This is a genomic window from Polaromonas sp. P1_F9 (genome assembly GCF_056405615.1).
The window spans coordinates 44,508-60,860 of record NZ_JBFUBT010000002.1; the positions used below are offsets into that span (position 1 = coordinate 44,508).

Here is a 16,353-nt window from a genome sequence, read left to right on the forward strand (position 1 = left end):
CTGGTCAAAAATTTCGCATGAAATCAGCCTTTGACCCAGTCCCGGCCTGCGCGAGTAGCTATCTTTTTTATAGCGGCGCCGGGTCAACCCAGCACCGCCACCCCCTTGACTTGTGCGTACACGCGGTTGCCGGGCTGCAATTGCAAGGATTCCGCTGATTTTTGGGTGAGCCGTGCCAGCAGCGCGCTGCCGCCGGCGTCCAGGCCGACCATCACCTGCCCCGGGCTGTCGGCGGAAAGGCCGGTGACGGTAACCGCAAAGATGTTCTGCACACTGGTGCCTTCCTGGCGCTCCAGCGTGAGGCTCACGTCCCGCGCCTGAATGCGCACGCGCACGCGCTGGCCGATCTGCAGCGAAGGGTTGAGCAGGCTGATGCGTCCGCCGGAAAACTCGGCATGGCTCATGTGCCATTCGGGCTCAACGGCGCTGATGACGGCATCTATCACCGCGGCTGCGGCATCGCCATGCGCCAGCGGCAGATCGAGCCGCGTCATCAGCTCGCGCGTGGGGCCTGAGGCCGTAACGCGGCCGGCGTCCAGCAGCACCAGGTGGTCGGCCAGCCGGGCGACCTCATCCGGCGCGTGGCTGACGTAGAGCACGGGCATGTCGAGTTCGTCATGCAGGCGCTCCAGGTAAGGCAGGATTTCGGCCTTGCGGGCGATGTCCAGCGAGGCCAGGGGCTCGTCCATCAACAAAAGCCGCGGACTGGTGGCCAGCGCCCGCGCGATGGCCACGCGCTGACGCTCGCCACCCGAGAGCGTGCCGGGCATGCGCCGCATCAGTCTTTGCAAGCCCAGCAATTCAATGGCGTGTTCCAGCGAGATGCGGCGCTGGGCAGCCGGCACGCGGCGCTGGCCGAAATCGAGGTTGCGGTGTACATCCAGATGGGCAAACAGGCTCGCTTCCTGGAACACATAGCCCAGCGGCCGCTGATGCACCGGCAAGAAGACACCTGTCTCGTCGTCTTGCCAGACCTCGCCATTGACCGAGAGATGACCGGCCGCTGCACGCTCCAGACCGGCAATGCAGCGCAGCAGGCTGGTTTTGCCCGAACCCGAAGGACCAAAGACAGCCATGACGCCGCGTCCCGGCAAGTCCAGCGACACGTCGAGCGAGAAATCGGTGAAGACACGATGAAACGAGGCGGAGATGCCGCCTTCGACAAGGCTGGCCGGCATCATGCGCCCTGCCCTTTGCGCCGGCCCGGCTGCAGGGTATTGAAGGTATAAAGCGCCAGCAGCACCAGAAAGGAAAACACCAACAGGCCGCCGGCCAGCCAGTGCGCTTGGCTGTATTCGAGCGCTTCCACATGGTCGTAGATCTGCACCGACATCACGCGCGTCTTGCCGGGAATGTTGCCCCCCATCATGAGCACAATGCCGAACTCGCCCACTGTGTGCGCAAAGCCCATGACGGTGGCGGTCAGGTAGGCGGGCCGGGCCAGCGGCAGCACCACGCTGAAAAAGGTATCCAGCGGCGAGGCTCGCAAGGTGGCAGCGGCTTCCAGCGGGCGCTCGCCAATCGCCTCAAAGGCGTTTTGCAACGGCTGCACCACGAAAGGCATGGAATACAGCACCGAACCCACCACGAGCCCGGCAAAGGTAAACGGCAGCACGCCCCAACCTAGCGATTGCGTGAGCTGGCCCACCGGTCCGTTCGGCCCCAACAGTACCAGCAGGTAAAAGCCCAGTACCACCGGCGGCAAGACCAGCGGCAACGCTACAAGCGCACCCACCGGCCCTTTGAGCCATGAACGCGTACGCGCCAGCCACCAGGCCAGCGGCGTGCCAGCCAGCAGCAACACCACGGTTGTGGTGGCCGCCAGCCGCAGGGTCAGCGCCAGTGCCTGGAGGCTTGCGGTATCCAGCATGGTCAGCCGCGCTTCAGGGTTCGTAGCCGAAGGAGCGGATCACCGCCCTGGCCTTCTCGGTTTTCAGAAAGGCCATCAGCTGCACCGCGGCCTTATTGTCTTTGGCCTTGGCCAGCAGTACCGCATCCTGGCGGATCGGGCTGTGCAGGCTCTCGGGAACAATCCAGGCCGAGCCCGACTTGATCTTGCCGCCGTCATAGACCTGCGAGAGCGCGATAAAACCGAGCTCCGCATTGCCGGTCGAGACAAAGCTGAAGGTCTGGCCGATGCTTTCGCCTTGCACCAGTTTGGGCTCCAGGACGGCTTGCAGGCCCAGCTTGCTCATCGTCTCAACCGCGGCAGCGCCGTAGGGTGCGAGCTTGGGCGCTGCAATGGCGATCTTTTTGAAGTCGCCCTTTTTCAGGACTTCGCCCTGCGTATCGACCACGCCGGGCTGGGCCGACCAGAGCACCAGCTTGCCCGTGGCATAGGTAAAGCGGCTGCCGTTCACGGCCGCGCCTTCCTTCTCCAGCCTGGCGGGGGTTTCATCGTCGGCCGCAAGGAAGACTTCGAAGGGCGCGCCATTGGTGATTTGCGCATAAAACTTGCCGGTGGCGCCGAAGGTCAGCACCGCTTTGTGGCCCGTTTCTTTTTCAAAGTCCGCAGCGATCAGCTTCATGGGCGCGGTGAAATTGGCTGCGACCGCGACCTGGACTTCCTCGGCTAACGCGGAGAACGATGACAGCGCGAGACATAGAGCGGGCAGCCAGCGCGACACAGTTTTGAACATGTTGACTCCGGTGATGGAAGATGAAAGTGAAGGAGGTGACGATGCGTTTGAAACGCGGCCCCGTCGATTCGCTATTCTATTTTAGAATAGCGATTCCTGCCCTGAGGCTCCCATGAAAAAAGCCGCCAATTCCTCGCCCGCCGCACCCTCCTTCGCAAGCGCCTTCAGCCATGAACCGGCCGACAAGCGCATCGAGATCCTGCGCCTGGTCGGTGAAAGCGGCTCGATCTCCCAGGCAGCGCGGCAAGCCAGGGTCAGCTACAAGGCCGCCTGGCAGGCCATTGACACCTTGACCAACCTGGCCGGCGTGGCACTGGTGGAGCGCGCCGTAGGCGGCTCGGGCGGCGGCGGCGCCACCCTGACGCCGGCGGGCCAGAAGCTGCTGGCAATGGCGGGGCTTTTGAACGAATCCCGCAGCCAGGTGCTGTCCGCCTTCAAGTCCGATGAACTGCTGCTGCCCCGCGCGCTGCCGGTACTGTCCAACATGAGCGTACGCACCAGCATGCGCAACCAGTTGCCTTGCGAGGTTGAGAAGATCGAGGTGCGCGGCCAGATGGCGCGTGTGCACCTGAGGCTGGCCGGTGAGGCACTGCTGGTTTCGCGCATCACCAAAGCCAGCGCGGAACTGCTGGGCTTGCAGAAAGGGCAAACGGTACTGGCCCTGTGCAAGGCTACCGCGGTGGCCGTGCGTCAGCCCGTGGTTCCCGCACGGCCAGAGGTTTGCGTATTGAGCGGCCGTGCGCTTCGGATCAGCCGCGGTGCCACGGGCGACGAAGTGTCGATGCAACTTGACGGGGGTCTGCAGCTGGTCGGCTTTGCGCCTGCCGGCAGCAGCCTGAAAGTCCGTACCCCGGTTCAGGCCCTGGTCGACGAATCAGCGCTCGTGATTGCCCTTTCGGCTTGATGGCCAGGCAAAAAACGCCGCATCGCGCCTATTCGACAAATAGTCAATATCTATCGATACACTATATTTAAAAGAGTTATACTATCGTCTCAAAAGCATTTTTACCCGTTCTTTAACCCAGCATAGGAAGCCATCCAGATGTCCCTGATCAATACCCAAGTCCAGCCTTTCAAAACCCAAGCTTTCCTCAATGGCAAGTTCATCGATGTTTCAGACGAATCGCTGAAGGGCAAATGGTCGGTCCTGATCTTCATGCCGGCTGCGTTCACTTTCAACTGCCCTACCGAAGTTGAAGATGCTGCTGACAACTACGCCGAATTCCAGAAGGCCGGTGCTGAGGTCTACATCGTGACCACCGACACCCATTTCTCGCACAAGGTGTGGCACGAAACCTCCCCCGCAGTCGGCAAGGCCAAGTTCCCGCTGGTGGGCGACCCAACCCACACGCTGACCAAAGCTTTTGACGTGTTCATCCCTGAAGAAGGCCTGGCACTGCGCGGTACCTTCGTGATCAACCCCGAAGGCGTCATCAAGACCGCTGAAGTGCACTCCAACGAGATCGCACGTGACGTCAAGGAAACCCTGCGCAAGCTGAAGGCAGCCCAGTACACCGCCGCTCACCCCGGCCAGGTCTGCCCTGCCAAGTGGAACGAAGGCGCCAAGACGATCGCCCCGTCCATCGACCTCGTCGGCAAGATCTAAGAACGGGCCTAACGCCCTGCTGCCTTCCTGACGAAGGCCCGGGCCCCGGCACACGCGTGTGTGCCGTCCCGGGCTTTTTTGTTCCTCATTGAAATTGAAAGTGACACTGCCATGCTCGACGACGCCACCAAAGCCCAACTGAAAAGCTATCTCGAACGCGCCACTGCGCCCATCGAAATCGTCGCTTCGCTCGACGGCAGCGAGGCTTCGGGTGAAGTACTGTCGCTGCTGAAAGATGTGGCCGAGTCTTCGCCCCTGGTCAAACTGACCGAAAGCCGCGACGACCCGCACCGCAAGCCCTCGTTTTCGATCAACCGCCCCGGTGAAAACCACGGCCCGCGTTTTGCCGGCCTGCCCATGGGTCATGAATTCACCTCGCTGATCCTGGCGCTGCTGCAGATCGGCGGCTACCCGCCCAAAGTCGAGCAACCCGTGCTCGAGCAGATCCGCGCGCTGGACGGCGATTTCGACTTCGAGGTCTATGTCTCGCTGACCTGCCACAACTGCCCGGATGTGGTCCAGGCGCTGAACCTGATGGCGGTGCAGAACCCGCGCATCAAGACAACCATGATCGAGGGCGGCACCTTCCAGGACGAAGTGAAGGAGCGCGAGATCATGGGCGTGCCCACGGTTTTCCTGAACGGCACCATGTTCGGCAACGGCCGCATGAGCCTGGAGGAAATCCTCGCCAAGATCGACACCAGCGGCGTCGAACGTGAAGCCAAGATCATCGACAAAAAGGAAGCCTTCGACGTGCTGATCGTCGGCGGCGGCCCGGCCGGCGCGGCAGCGGCCGTGTATGCCGCGCGCAAGGGCATCCGCACCGGCGTGGCGTCAGAGCGCTTCGGCGGCCAGGTACTGGACACCATGGGCATCGAGAACTTCATTTCCATCAAGGAAACCGAAGGCCCCAAATTTGCCCACGCGCTGGAAGAGCACGTGCGCAACTACGACGTGGACATCATGAACCTGCAGCGCGCCAAGGCGCTGGTGCCGAACAGCGGGCCGGACAAAAACCTGATTGAAGTGCAGCTTGAAAGCGGCGCCTCGCTCAGGAGCAAGTCCATCGTGATCTCGACCGGCGCGCGCTGGCGCAACATCAACGTGCCCGGCGAACACGAGTTCAAGAACAAGGGCGTGGCCTACTGCCCGCACTGCGACGGCCCGCTCTTCAAGGGCAAACGCGTGGCGGTGATCGGCGGCGGCAACTCGGGCGTCGAGGCGGCGATCGACCTGGCCGGCATTGTCGGCCATGTCACGCTGATCGAATTCGACACGGCACTGCGCGCCGACGCCGTGCTGCAGCGCAAGCTGAACAGCCTGCAGAACGTGACGGTGTTCACCAACGCGCAGACAACCGAAATCACCGGCGACCAGAAAGTCAATGGCCTGGTCTACAAGGACCGCGCCAGCGGCGAGCTGAAAACCGTCGAGCTTGAAGGTGTGTTCATCCAGATCGGCCTGGTGCCCAACACCGACTGGCTCAAGGGCGTGGTGGACCTGTCCAAACACGGCGAGATCATCGTCGACGCCAAGGGCCAGACCTCGGTACCCGGCGTGTTTGCTGCGGGTGACGTGACGACCGTACCCTTCAAGCAGATCATCATCGCGGCCGGTGAAGGCGCGAAGGCGGCGCTCAGCGCGTTTGACTACCTGATCCGCAGCCCCATCACTGTGCAGTGATGCAGTGATGGGATACCCGAAAAGGCCGCCCTCCCCGGGCGGCCTTTTTTTCGCGGTTTTTCACCGGAATCCCCTAAGGCCTGCAGGGACCAAATGAGAATTACTCTCATCTAATGATATAGTTCGCAGCGCCCTACTCGCTAGCCAAACAACCCGGCAGCCTTCTCGTGCTGCCAGGCGTAGCAAGCCAACAACCCGCCCACAGGCCCCCTGAATTTTCGTCACCTACCGTGGCGATAGGGGCTGCTGTGCGCACGCCAGTTCCCTGGCGATCCTCCCCAGGAGTTTTGACTTGCTCACCACGCATCTTCCGTACGCCGCGCGCCACGTTGTACCGTTCGCCATCCTTTCGCTGATCGCCGCGCTCCAAGGCGCATATGCCCAGACAGCGGCCGAGACAACCCTTCGGGAAGTGCAGGTACGCTCCGACCAGGAGAAAGAAACCGCCACCGGCCCGGTGATCGGCTACCGCGCCAAAAGGGCTTCTACCGCGACCAAGACCGACACGCTGCTGTCCGAAACGCCGCAGGCCGTGACCGTCATCACCAGCCAGCAGATTACCGACCAGGGCGCCAACAACCTGCAGGACGCCCTGGGCTACGCCGCCGGCGTGCGCTCCGATGCCTATGGACTGGATTCACGAACCGACTCGGTGCGTGTGCGCGGCGCCAACCCGGACAACTACCTGGACGGCCTGCGTGAAGCCTACGGCTACTACACCAGCCGCACACGCGCAGACCCTTACACGCTGGAGCGCCTGGAGGTACTGCGCGGCCCCTCGGGCATGCTGTTCGGCGCGGGCACGGCGGCCGGCGTCATCAACATGGTCAGCAAAAGGCCGCAAACCGAAACCCAGCGCGAAGTGGGCGTGCAATATGGCAGCAACGGCCGCAAGCAGCTCCAGCTCGACCTGACCGGCCCGCTGACGGAAGATGGTGAATGGCTGTACCGGCTGGTCGCACTCAAACGCAGCTCCAACACGCAGGTTGACTTCGTACCCGACGACCGCAGCCTGATCGCGCCGTCGCTCACCTGGCGGCCCAATGCGGCTACTTCCCTCACGCTGCAGGCGCTGTGGCAAAAAGACAAGAGCGGCTCGACGTCGCAGTTCTTCCCATGGGAGGGGACGCTGCTGCCCAACCCGAACGGCCAGTTGCCCACCAGCCGCTTTATCGGCGAGCCGGGCGACTACTACGACTCCGAACGCAAGTCCATCGGTTGGCTCTTTGAGCACAAGTTCAACGACACCTGGACGGTGCGCCAGAACTTCCGCACTTCGAGCAACGTGAACGACAACCGCTACCACTACGGCGACTTCTTCACCAGCCCGGGCAGTTGGGGGTCCGACCCGGTGGCCAAGCGGCGCCTGGGCCGCATCAACGACAGCTCGCTCACGCGCAACCGCATCACCGCCCTGGACAACCACGCCGAGGGCCACTTCAGCACCGGCACGCTCAAGCACACGCTGCTGGTGGGCGCGGACTTTGCGCGCCACAGCGAAAACACCTGGGCGGGCGCCACGGTCAGCGATATCGACGCTTACGCGCCCGTCTACGGCAACCTGCTCATCCCCGCACGCGCAGCCTTGCCGGGCACCACACAGCGGCAGTCAGGCCTGTATCTGCAGGACCAGATGAAGCTGGACAACTGGATCGTGACGGCGGGCCTGCGCCACGACAAGTCCGTGTCGGGCGCCGAAGGCCGCTCTGATGAAGAGACCTCGGCCACCACAAAGCGCCTGGGCCTGATGTATGCCCACCCCTCGGGTTGGTCGCCCTATGTGAGCTACAGCGAGTCCTTCACGCCGCAGGCCGCCATCAAGGGACAACTCTTCACGCCGCTGCGCGGTGAGCAGTGGGAGCTGGGCCTGAAATACGAGCCGGCGGGCCGCGCACTGGCTTATAGTGCCGCGCTCTATGACCTGCGCGAGAAAAACCAGATTGCCTCGCCGCTGCCCAATGTCTACACCCAGGTGGGCGCCACGCGCACCAAGGGGCTGGAGCTGGAAGTCAAGGGCTCCGTCACGTCCAATCTGGAGCTGGTCGCGCACTACAACTACACCGAGCTGGACAAGCAGCTCGAAGGCCTGCCCAAGCACCAGGCCAGCGCCTGGGCCAGGTACCGCTTCTCCATCGCCGGCGTGAACGGCTTTTCGGCGGGCGCCGGTGTGCGCTGGATGGGCGCTTTCCGGGACCAGCAAGGCGGCGGCAACGGCCCGGAAATCCCCGCAGCCGCGCTGCTGGATTTGATGTTCGCCTACGACACCGCGAACTGGCGCTACGCCGTCAACATCAACAACGCGACCGACAAGACCTACTTCAGCACCTGCCTGGCCCGCGGCGACTGCTGGTATGGCGCGCGGCGCACGGTGGTGGCCAGCGCCACCTACCGCTTCTAGACGACAAGAAGGAGAGCCAGGATGACCACGATCAGCCCCACGGGCAAGAAGACGGCGATGGACAGCCGGCGCATCAAGGCCTGGACCTGGGTGCACAAATGGAGCAGCCTGGTTTGCACGGTCTTCATGCTGCTGCTGTGCCTCACCGGGCTGCCGCTGATTTTTCACCATGAGATCGGCCACCTGCTGGGCACCGAAGTTGAGGCGCCCGATTTACCGAAAGAGACGCCGCGCGCCAGCCTGGACAAGGTCATGGAAGTCGCGCAGGCACTGCACCCGGGCAAGGTGCCGATGTTCGCCTCGCACGAGATCGACGACGACCGCTTCTGGTACGTCACGCTGGGCGACACGCCGCTGTCCGAGGTGGGTAACAAGACGGTCGCCGTCGATGCACGCACCGCAGCTGTGCTGGCCCAGCCCAGGTTCGACGAAGGCTTTATGTATGTGATGTTCAAGCTGCACGTTGACCTCTTTGCCGGGCACGCGGGCAAACTCTTTCTGGGCTTTATGGGGCTCTTGCTGCTGGTAGCGATTGTCTCGGGTGTGGTGCTGTATGCGCCCTTCATGCGCAAGCTGGACTTCGGCACAGTGCGGCAAACCCGCCCACGCGCCCGCTGGCTGGACTTGCACAACCTGCTGGGCATCGTGACGCTGGTGTGGGCCTTCACCGTGGGCGCCACGGGCATGATCAACACCTGGGCCGACCTGTTGATCAAGTACTGGCAGTACGACCAGCTGAGTTCGCTGCTGGCGCCTTACCAGGGGCAAAAACCGCCGGCACGCCTGGCCTCGGTGCAGCAGGCAGCTTCATCAGCGACCGCACTGGCGCCTGAAATGAAGATGGCTTTTATCGCTTTTCCGGGTACGTCGTTTTCAAGCCCGCACCACTACACGGTGTTCCTGCGCGGCAACGAGCCCTTCAACTCGCGCCTGCTCAAGCCGGTGCTGGTGGACGCCGGCACCAATGCGCTCACGGCCAGCCCGCCGCTGCCCTGGTACCTCACAGCGCTGCTGGTGTCGCAGCCGCTGCACTTCGGCGACTACGGCGGCATGCCGATGCAAATCCTCTGGGCCCTGCTGGACATCGCGACCATCATCGTGCTGGGCAGTGGCCTTTACCTGTGGCTTGGACGGCGTAATCCGGCCAAAGCGGCGAAGCCGGAAAAAACAGCAGGGCAAATACCAGCGCCGCATGCCGCGCGCCATGAAACGACCGGCGGTGCCGCGTGAGCGCAAAAGCCGATTCCGCGAAGGACTCCGCTTTCTGGCGCCTGTGGCGCTGGCCCCTCGTGCTGGGCACGCTCAGCACCACCGGCCTGCTGACTGCGCTGGTGTCTGATGGCTGGGGCGACTGGTGGTGCTGGCTGGGGTTGGGCGTACCCGTGGCTGTGATGGCCTGGTTCTCGTGGGTGCCCGGCGGGCCGCACAAACGCTGAACGGGCGGGTGACTGCTTTTTTTTGTTCTGGTGCGATAGGTAAAGTTAACCTGGCGGCACTTTGAAGCGATGCACAAAAACACCAAAACCTCGTGGGAAAAGTGCCTGAAACCCTTATGAAACGAGCGCAAGCAGCTCCTGATTTAATAGCAACTCCAATAAAACCTTCACGGGCCACACTTGCCCAGGTGCGGCTGCCAGGCGCTTAAGTTCTGTCGCCGCGCGAAGTGCGATGGTGATGTGCCTGACCTTGGCGCCGATGTGGCGTCTATAGCCATCAGCGGCGGCAGGCCCGCTCAGGCTATAAAATTCAGGCTTGCTCACGCACGATCAGAGGGCACGACCTGAAGGGATGCGCGGTGAGCCCCTTGCATCACCCAAGCCCTTTCTCGTCCCCCCATTTCTTTCCCCTCTTCTTTTTTTCTCTCATGAGCGCCTTCAACACAGAACGCATTATTTCCGTCCACCACTGGACCGACACGCTTTTTAGCTTCACCGCCACGCGCGATTCGGGCTTTCGCTTTGTCAACGGCCAGTTCACCATGATCGGCCTGCCTGTGGACGGTAAACCATTGCTGCGCGCCTACAGTGTGGCCAGCGCCAACCATGAAGACCAGTTGGAGTTTTTCAGCATCAAGGTGCCCGACGGCCCACTGACTTCGCGGCTGCAACACCTCAAGCCGGGCGACGACATCCTGGTCGGCCGCAAGCCCACCGGCACGCTGTTGCTGCAAAACCTGCTGCCCGGCGGCACGCTGTGGCTGCTGGCCACCGGTACCGGTCTGGCGCCCTTTCTCTCTCTGATCAAGGACCCAGACACTTACGAGCGGTTTGAGCGCGTGGTGGTGGTGCACGGTTGCCGTACCAGCGCCGAGCTCGCCTACCGCGAGCTGATCGAGCACGAGCTGCACGAGCATGAGTTCCTCGGCGAGCTGGTGCGCGGACGCCTGATGTATTACCCCACCGTGACGCGCGAGCGCTTTCGCAACGAAGGCCGCATCACCGAGCTCATGCAGTCGGGCAAGCTGTACAACGACCTGGGCTTGCCCGCGATCTCTACCGGGAACGACCGCCTGATGCTGTGCGGCAGCCCCGACATGCTGCGCGACATCAAGGCCATGCTGGAAGAGCGCGGCTTTGAGGAAGGCAACATGCAGCGAGCCGGCCACTTCGTGGTGGAACGCGCATTTGCCGAGCGCTGACTGACAACGGGAAACGTTTGCAATGCGAACGTTTCTCACAATCAAACGCAACCAGACCGCCCCGGCAGGGGAATGCTTGAGTTACCGCACGCGGCCAGTGACAATGGGCGATCCGCACTACACAACGATAAGGAATCTCCATGAAAGGCGACGCAAAAGTCATCGCTCACCTGCAGGCGCAGCTGAAGAACGAGCTGACGGCCATCAACCAGTACTTTTTGCACTACCGCATGTACAAGCATTGGGGCCTGGACAAGCTGGCCAAGAAGGAATACGAAGAGTCCATCGGCGAGATGAAGCACGCCGACAAGCTGATGGACCGCATCTTCATGCTCGATGGCCTGCCCAACCTCCAGGACCTGGGCAAGCTGATGATCGGCGAGGATGTTCCAGAAGCCCTGAACTGCGACCTGAAAGCCGAAACCGGTGCACAGGCCACCATCAAGGACGGCATTGCCCACTGCGAAAGCGTACGCGACTACGTCTCGCGCGACCTGCTGCAGGAAATCCTCGATGACACCGAAGAGCACATCGACTTCCTGGAAACACAGATTGAACTGCTTGGCAAGGTTGGCCTGCAAAACTACCTGCAAAGCCAGATGGGCGAGTTGAGCTGAATGCTGTCCTGAACTAGCCGGATGACATGCCTGGCGCAAACAAAAAACGGGGCACAGGCCCCGTTTTTTGTTTGCGCCAACGCTGACTGCCCCTGGTTTTCAGAAGCTCTTTTCCCGGCCTCAATTTTGCGGCTGCGCAGAGACATATCGCGTTTTCGCCACACAAGCATCGCTTTTTCGTCATTCCTGCAACATCCAAATACAAGGTATTACGAATCATTATCATTTGATATACACTTCGAGCGAACTTCACGAGCCAGCCAACTCGCGCCCGAGGGCATTTCGAGCCAGCCAAGCTTTTTCCTGAACCCGGTCCGCCGCCTGCAAGGCAGGACCCAGCTTGGAGGCCATCTTGGCACACCCTTCTGCTCGCGCCGCACGCCCTGCGCGCAACAAAAAGACCCGCACCACGGGCGCTGACAATTTCACGCCGCTTGCCGGCCCGGATGCCAATCCTGCCGCGTCTTCCGACAAAGCCCTGCTCCCGCTTGGCGCGCTCATGCTGGCGGTTTCGGTGTCAGGCTGGGCCCAGAGCATCACCCCGACGCCCAGCACCGGCGCCACGACGACCACTTCATCCACTGCACCCGAAGGCAGGAGCCTGGCGCCCGTGACGGTGACAGGCACACGCGACCGCGCCAGCCAGACTTATCAGAGCGGCACTACCAGTGTCGGTAAAGCGCCATTGGCAGCCAAGGACATTCCGCAATCGCTGACGGTCGTCAACGAAAAACTGATTCACGACCAGGGCAAGGACAGCTTCAAGAGCGCCCTTGAGAACGTTGTCGGTATTACTTTTGAAGCAGGGGAAGGCGGGCGCATCGGCGACAACATTCGCTTGCGCGGTTTCAGCGCTGCTGGAGATATCTACCTGGATGGCATGCGCGACATTTCCCAGTACAACCGGGACACCTTCAACTATGACCGGGTTGAAGTCTTGCGCGGTGCGGCATCCATGCTTTTTGGTCGCGGTTCTACCGGAGGCATCATCAACCAGGTCAGCAAAACTCCGCGCCTGATCACAGAGCATGAAGTGAATACGACGATAGGAACCGGCAATTACTTACGCCTGTCAGGCGACTTCAACTTCAAGACATCGGATGACGCTGCATTTCGCATCGGGGTCATGACAACGGACTGGGATGGCCGCGCCGGAAAAGCAGAAACACATCGTCGCGGCCTGGCCGCAGACTACCGCTGGGGCATTGGTACGTCGGACGAATTCATGGTCAGCCTGTACCATCTCAACTACAACGACAAGCCCGACCTCGGCGGGCGTTGGCTGCAGAACGCACCCGCGCCTTTCTCTCCCGATAAATGGTATGGCGTAGATTCGGACTACCAGCGCGACAGCGCCGACATTGTCACCGGCACGCATACGCATCGCTGGGCAGATGGCAGCACCCTCAAAACAACGCTGAGAGACGGACATTTCAGCCGTGATCTGTGGGCCACGCAAATTAACGGGTTCGCCGCTAGCGTCACGCAAGCGAACTTCAACCAGAACACAGTCGTCAACCGCGGAAACCAGACACGCGCAGGGCAGGACCGTCATACCTTCCTGCAAAGTGACTACGTCACGAAAACAAACTGGTTCGGTCTCAAGAATGACCTCCTGATTGGCGGGGAATACGCACTGGAGCGCTCTGGCCGGGACAGCTACAGCAATGTTCCCGGAAAACCTTCAACGACGGTCGGCATTGCAAGCAATGCAGGCGTTGCCGACACCCGGGTACGGACATGGGCCAACAACTTCACGGCCACCACGGTGGGCATATATGCGCAAGACATCATCAGCCTGACACAGGCCTGGAAACTGGTCGGCGGATTTCGCCACGACAGTTTCAAGGGGGAGTACGACCGGGTAACTGGCGGCCGCCTGTCCCGCTCAGACAATCTCTTGAGTACTCGCCTGGGCGTGATGTACCAGCCGACCGATGAAGTCAGCTATTACGCATCCTATGGCACCTCATTCAACACCTCAGGCGATCTGTACCAATACGATGCGACCACGGCCAACACTCCACCGGAAAAAAGCCGAAACATCGAAATAGGCGCCAAGTGGGAGCTGTTTGGAGGAGATCTGTCGTTGCGCACAGCCCTTGCCCGAACAGACAAGTACAACGAGCGCAGTACCGACACGCAAACTGTGCCCGGTGGTACGGAGTTCCTGTTGTCGGGGCAACGCCACACGAACTCACTGGAGTTCGAAGTTGCTGGTCGCCTGAGCGCAAGCTGGGACGTTTTTGCGGGCATCGCCTTCATGCGCGGTGTCATTGACAAGGCCGGCTCCAGCCCCGCGTCAGCCGCGACTGTCGGCCAGGAACCAGGGCTGCTTCCTCACCGCCAAGCCAATTTGTGGACTACCTACCGGTTCTCTGACAAATGGCGTGTGGGTGGTGGCTTGACAGCAGTCAGCAAAAACAAACCCGCCTTGCCGGTGCCGACAACCAACAGTGTGCCGGGATATACCAAATTCGATGCCCTGCTTGAATATCAGATTAACCAGAACAACTCCATCAAGGTCAATCTGGACAACGTATTCAACAAAGTCTATTACACCGCCCTGTATACAGGCTGGCCCGGCCCTGCTGCACCGGAACGCAGTCTGCGTGCCACCTGGACCAGCAAATTCTGATCTGAGAATCGGATTTTCCAAACTCAGGCACCTGGGAGATACTTCCGGGTGCCTTTTTTATTGATGGAACCCCATGCTGCTTCGCATTCAACAAGCCCTCAAGCCGGACGAACTTGCGCAGGTTCGCCAGCTGATCCTGGACGCCGATTGGGCCGACGGCCGCATCACCGCCGGCAGCCAGAGCGGCACCGTCAAGAACAACCTGCAGCTGCCTGAAGAGCTGCCCGCCGCCCAGCAAGCGCGGCACATCGTGTCGGTGGCGCTGGCCCGTAATCCGATGTTCGTGACCGGGGCGCTGCCCAAATCGGTCTATCCGCCGCTCTTTAACCGCTACGGCGGCGACGCCAACAATTTCGGCAACCATATCGACAACGCGGTACGTACCCATGCCGCCACAGCACGGCACGTGCGAACCGACATTTCCTGCACGCTGTTCCTGAGCGATCCGGCCAGCTACGACGGCGGCGAACTGGTCGTACAGGACACCTACGGCGAACAACGCATCAAGTTCGAGGCGGGCGACCTGGTCATGTACCCGGGCACATCGGTGCACCGCGTGGAGCCTGTCACGCGCGGTGAACGGCTGGCCTGCTTCTTCTGGATTGAGAGCATGGTGCGTTCCGATGCCCAGCGCCGGCTTTTGTATGAAATGGATATGGCCATTACCTCGCTGCGCCAAAAGGACCTGGAACGCTCAACCCCAGGTGCGGCCGAAGGTGCCGAGGTGGTACGGCTTACAGGCTGCTATCACAACCTGCTGCGGATGTGGGCTGAGGTTTAGGCGGTTGGACCGCGTTTGTCCTGCATCGTGAAGGGTCTTGGCAATCCATCACCCCCCAGGATGCCTCGCTCGCCTCAAGGAACTGCCTTTTCGCTATCTAATTCATAGCTGCTTGCGCCCGCTCAGAAAGGCTTACTGCTGAATTTGGCTTCGAAAACGAGGCCAAAAATCCTCTGCAAATGGCTCGCACTTCCTGAAATCTGCATCTCATGATTGCAAATGCGATAGATTCGCATTTATAATCGACGCACCGATTGAATCAATCACCAGCCAAGCCCATCCATGATCGTTTGCGTCTGCCGCCGAATCTCCGACCGCGAAATTGCCCGCCATGCCCGTGCAGGCCTGGGCTTTGACGAGATCCAGTTCGAACTCGGCGTGGCCACCCAGTGCGGCCAGTGCGAAGGCTGCGCCCGCGACGTGGTGGCGCAGTGCAGCGCCAACTGCCCGACGGCCAACATCACGCTCGCCACCCACACGCTGGAAGGCAGCCCATGGAACACCTTGCAACCCTCTCCCCAATACTGATTTCGGCCCTTCCTGTCAGCCTTGTCCTGGTGATAGGCTCCGCGTGGTGGATCTTCCGCCGCTGATTCCCGGTTGCCTTTTTGACCGAAACCGCGCCTCATGTGGCCATTCGCCCACCTATCTCCCTCTCGATGAACGCCACTTTCTCCACCGCACCGCGCCCCACCCCGCCGCGCCAGCCCCTCAGCCGCAATGCCGTTATCGCGCTGACAGTGGTGGCCCTGCATGCAGGGTTCATCTGGGCGCTGCAAAGCGGCTTGCTGATGCGAGCTGCCGAAATCGTGATTCCTGCAGAAATCCTCACGCAATTCGTGGACCCGCCCGCCCCCAAGGTGGAGCCCGTCCCCCCTACCCCACCCACGCCCACCGTGCAGAAAAAAGCGGTTGCCAGGGCACCCGACAAACCCGCGCCCCAGCCGCTGGCCATCGCAGACCCGACACCTTCGCCCAATGCCCCGACAGGCGTTGTCACGCCGCCGCTACCGCCCGCGCCTGTGGCCGTGGCCCCCGTTGCACCGGCCGCACCACCGGCAGTACAGCTGCCATCGAGCGATGCCGACTACCTGCAAAACCCCAAGCCCGCCTATCCGCCCATCAGCCGGCGCCTTGGCGAGCAGGGCAAAGTGATCGTGCGAGTGCTGATTGGTGCAGACGGCCAGGCGAAGAAAACCGAAATCCGCCAGTCAAGCGGCTTTGACCGGCTTGACCAGGCAGCGGTCACCACCGTCATGCGCTGGCGCTACGTGCCAGGCAAGCGTGGCGGTGTGGCCGAAGAGATGTGGTTCAACGTACCCATCAACTTCGTCCTGGAGTAATTTTTTTGAA

Annotated in this window: 15 protein-coding genes; 12 read left to right on the forward strand and 3 right to left on the reverse strand. The window is 61.5% G+C overall.

Translation table 11 applies throughout. The annotated features are described in order from the left end of the window. Positions 1 to 83: 83 nt before the first annotated feature. The 3 genes from modC to modA are packed head-to-tail and all read right to left on the reverse strand — an operon-like array spanning position 84 to position 2,639. Positions 84 to 1,181: a molybdenum ABC transporter ATP-binding protein gene (gene modC / locus AC1DYR_RS05295; protein WP_477704174.1), complete on the reverse strand. Its 1,098-nt coding sequence runs from the start codon at positions 1,179 to 1,181 to the stop codon at positions 84 to 86. Further along, complete coding sequence (gene modB / locus AC1DYR_RS05300) at positions 1,178 to 1,870, reverse strand: molybdate ABC transporter permease subunit (protein WP_477704175.1); 693 nt, start codon at positions 1,868 to 1,870, stop codon at positions 1,178 to 1,180. Before modB ends, modC begins: the two co-directional genes overlap by 4 nt. 13 nt (positions 1,871 to 1,883) lie before the next feature. Continuing rightward, on the reverse strand, positions 1,884 to 2,639 hold the full coding sequence (gene modA, locus AC1DYR_RS05305; protein ID WP_477704176.1) for a molybdate ABC transporter substrate-binding protein: 756 nt from the start codon (positions 2,637 to 2,639) through the stop codon (positions 1,884 to 1,886). A 112-nt stretch (positions 2,640 to 2,751) separates the two neighbouring features. Between modA and AC1DYR_RS05310 the strand changes: the two genes are divergently transcribed. The 12 genes from AC1DYR_RS05310 (at position 2,752) to AC1DYR_RS05365 (ending at position 16,343) form a co-directional block, all read left to right on the forward strand. Next, positions 2,752 to 3,543: a TOBE domain-containing protein gene (locus tag AC1DYR_RS05310; RefSeq protein ID WP_477704177.1), complete on the forward strand. Its 792-nt coding sequence runs from the start codon at positions 2,752 to 2,754 to the stop codon at positions 3,541 to 3,543. Between the two features lie 138 nt (positions 3,544 to 3,681). Further along, on the forward strand, positions 3,682 to 4,245 hold the full coding sequence (gene ahpC / locus AC1DYR_RS05315) for an alkyl hydroperoxide reductase subunit C (RefSeq protein ID WP_007874200.1): 564 nt from the start codon (positions 3,682 to 3,684) through the stop codon (positions 4,243 to 4,245). A 111-nt stretch (positions 4,246 to 4,356) separates the two neighbouring features. Then, positions 4,357 to 5,928, forward strand: coding sequence for an alkyl hydroperoxide reductase subunit F (gene ahpF, locus AC1DYR_RS05320; protein ID WP_477704178.1), 1,572 nt, complete (start codon positions 4,357 to 4,359; stop codon positions 5,926 to 5,928). A gap of 343 nt (positions 5,929 to 6,271) precedes the next feature. Continuing rightward, positions 6,272 to 8,326, forward strand: coding sequence for a TonB-dependent siderophore receptor (locus AC1DYR_RS05325; RefSeq protein ID WP_477704772.1), 2,055 nt, complete (start codon positions 6,272 to 6,274; stop codon positions 8,324 to 8,326). A 57-nt stretch (positions 8,327 to 8,383) separates the two neighbouring features. After that, complete coding sequence (locus tag AC1DYR_RS05330; RefSeq protein ID WP_477704773.1) at positions 8,384 to 9,556, forward strand: PepSY-associated TM helix domain-containing protein; 1,173 nt, start codon at positions 8,384 to 8,386, stop codon at positions 9,554 to 9,556. Beyond that, positions 9,553 to 9,762: a hypothetical protein gene (locus tag AC1DYR_RS05335; RefSeq protein WP_477704179.1), complete on the forward strand. Its 210-nt coding sequence runs from the start codon at positions 9,553 to 9,555 to the stop codon at positions 9,760 to 9,762. The genes AC1DYR_RS05330 and AC1DYR_RS05335 overlap by 4 nt, the downstream gene beginning before the upstream one ends. 428 nt (positions 9,763 to 10,190) lie before the next feature. Then, positions 10,191 to 10,964, forward strand: coding sequence for a ferredoxin--NADP reductase (locus AC1DYR_RS05340; RefSeq protein ID WP_477704180.1), 774 nt, complete (start codon positions 10,191 to 10,193; stop codon positions 10,962 to 10,964). Between the two features lie 140 nt (positions 10,965 to 11,104). Then, positions 11,105 to 11,581, forward strand: a complete 477-nt coding sequence (gene bfr / locus AC1DYR_RS05345) for a bacterioferritin (RefSeq protein WP_457278807.1) — start codon at positions 11,105 to 11,107, stop codon at positions 11,579 to 11,581. A 499-nt stretch (positions 11,582 to 12,080) separates the two neighbouring features. After that, complete coding sequence (locus AC1DYR_RS05350; protein WP_477704181.1) at positions 12,081 to 14,219, forward strand: TonB-dependent receptor; 2,139 nt, start codon at positions 12,081 to 12,083, stop codon at positions 14,217 to 14,219. Between the two features lie 73 nt (positions 14,220 to 14,292). Then, complete coding sequence (locus AC1DYR_RS05355; RefSeq protein ID WP_477704182.1) at positions 14,293 to 15,000, forward strand: Fe2+-dependent dioxygenase; 708 nt, start codon at positions 14,293 to 14,295, stop codon at positions 14,998 to 15,000. 282 nt (positions 15,001 to 15,282) lie between these two features. Then, a complete protein-coding gene (locus tag AC1DYR_RS05360; protein ID WP_477704183.1) occupies positions 15,283 to 15,528 on the forward strand; it encodes a (2Fe-2S)-binding protein in 246 nt (81 codons plus the stop codon). Positions 15,529 to 15,659: 131 nt separating this feature from the next. Next, a complete protein-coding gene (locus AC1DYR_RS05365) occupies positions 15,660 to 16,343 on the forward strand; it encodes an energy transducer TonB (protein WP_477704184.1) in 684 nt (227 codons plus the stop codon). The last annotated feature ends 10 nt before the right edge of the window (positions 16,344 to 16,353 follow it).

What these genes read in the sequence shown, in the direction of transcription:
- modC (WP_477704174.1), bottom strand. Translation starts at nt 1,181, where the DNA reads ATGATGCCGGCCAGCCTTGTCGAAGGCGGCATCTCCGCCTCGTTTCAT.
- AC1DYR_RS05310 (WP_477704177.1), top strand. Translation starts at nt 2,752, where the DNA reads ATGAAAAAAGCCGCCAATTCCTCGCCCGCCGCACCCTCCTTCGCAAGC.
- AC1DYR_RS05330 (WP_477704773.1), top strand. Translation starts at nt 8,384, where the DNA reads ATGGACAGCCGGCGCATCAAGGCCTGGACCTGGGTGCACAAATGGAGC.
- AC1DYR_RS05365 (WP_477704184.1), top strand. Translation starts at nt 15,660, where the DNA reads ATGAACGCCACTTTCTCCACCGCACCGCGCCCCACCCCGCCGCGCCAG.
- ahpC (WP_007874200.1), top strand. Translation starts at nt 3,682, where the DNA reads ATGTCCCTGATCAATACCCAAGTCCAGCCTTTCAAAACCCAAGCTTTC.
- modA (WP_477704176.1), bottom strand. Translation starts at nt 2,639, where the DNA reads ATGTTCAAAACTGTGTCGCGCTGGCTGCCCGCTCTATGTCTCGCGCTG.
- AC1DYR_RS05340 (WP_477704180.1), top strand. Translation starts at nt 10,191, where the DNA reads ATGAGCGCCTTCAACACAGAACGCATTATTTCCGTCCACCACTGGACC.
- ahpF (WP_477704178.1), top strand. Translation starts at nt 4,357, where the DNA reads ATGCTCGACGACGCCACCAAAGCCCAACTGAAAAGCTATCTCGAACGC.
- modB (WP_477704175.1), bottom strand. Translation starts at nt 1,870, where the DNA reads ATGCTGGATACCGCAAGCCTCCAGGCACTGGCGCTGACCCTGCGGCTG.
- AC1DYR_RS05355 (WP_477704182.1), top strand. Translation starts at nt 14,293, where the DNA reads ATGCTGCTTCGCATTCAACAAGCCCTCAAGCCGGACGAACTTGCGCAG.
- AC1DYR_RS05350 (WP_477704181.1), top strand. Translation starts at nt 12,081, where the DNA reads ATGCTGGCGGTTTCGGTGTCAGGCTGGGCCCAGAGCATCACCCCGACG.
- bfr (WP_457278807.1), top strand. Translation starts at nt 11,105, where the DNA reads ATGAAAGGCGACGCAAAAGTCATCGCTCACCTGCAGGCGCAGCTGAAG.
- AC1DYR_RS05360 (WP_477704183.1), top strand. Translation starts at nt 15,283, where the DNA reads ATGATCGTTTGCGTCTGCCGCCGAATCTCCGACCGCGAAATTGCCCGC.